The sequence below is a fragment of the Priestia sp. TRN 1309 genome (assembly GCF_050846875.1).
Classification (GTDB): domain Bacteria; phylum Bacillota; class Bacilli; order Bacillales; family Bacillaceae_H; genus Priestia; species Priestia zanthoxyli.
The window spans coordinates 1-605 of the sequence record NZ_JBOZGM010000022.1 but is presented as its reverse complement, the minus strand read 5'-3'; the positions used below and the strand labels follow the sequence as shown (position 1 = coordinate 605).

The 605-nt window shown below is 51.9% G+C and carries 5 tRNA genes and 1 rRNA gene; all 6 read right to left on the bottom strand.

Annotation, left to right across the window (positions count from 1 at the left end):
• Positions 1–89: 89 nt before the first annotated feature.
• Positions 90–164, bottom strand: a tRNA-Gly gene (locus tag ACRPLQ_RS26365).
• A 23-nt stretch (positions 165–187) separates the two neighbouring features.
• Positions 188–269, bottom strand: a tRNA-Leu gene (locus ACRPLQ_RS26360).
• 13 nt (positions 270–282) lie between these two features.
• Positions 283–358 (bottom strand) — tRNA-Lys (locus ACRPLQ_RS26355).
• Between the two features lie 7 nt (positions 359–365).
• A tRNA-Thr gene (locus tag ACRPLQ_RS26350) sits at positions 366–441 on the bottom strand.
• Positions 442–444: 3 nt separating this feature from the next.
• A tRNA-Val gene (locus tag ACRPLQ_RS26345) sits at positions 445–520 on the bottom strand.
• Between the two features lie 9 nt (positions 521–529).
• A 5S ribosomal RNA gene (gene rrf, locus ACRPLQ_RS26340) occupies positions 530–605 on the bottom strand; the annotation flags it as partial.

The following is a 605-nucleotide window of genomic DNA, read 5'->3' as shown; positions in this document are numbered from 1 at the left end:
GGACTTGAACCGGCACGGTAGTCACCTACCGCAGGATTTTAAGTCCTGTGTGTCTGCCAATTCCACCACCCCGGCAGGACTTATATATGTGGAGCGGAAGACGAGGTTCGAACTCGCGACCCCCACCTTGGCAAGGTGGTGTTCTACCACTGAACTACTTCCGCACATATATGAAATTAAGTAAAGATGCGGGTGAAGGGACTTGAACCCCCACGTCGTAAGACACTAGATCCTAAGTCTAGCGCGTCTGCCAATTCCGCCACACCCGCGTGTGAATATAAATGGTGAGCCATGAAGGACTCGAACCTTCGACCCTCTGATTAAAAGTCAGATGCTCTACCAACTGAGCTAATGGCTCGAAAAACTGGTGCCGGCAAGAGGACTTGAACCCCCAACCTACTGATTACAAGTCAGTTGCTCTACCAGTTGAGCTACACCGGCAAATGGTGGAGGATGACGGGATCGAACCGCCGACCCCCTGCTTGTAAGGCAGGTGCTCTCCCAGCTGAGCTAATCCTCCGATATAAAAGCCTGGCAACGTCCTACTCTCACAGGGACAAAGTCCCAACTACCATTGGCGCTAAAGAGCTTAACTTCCGTGTTCG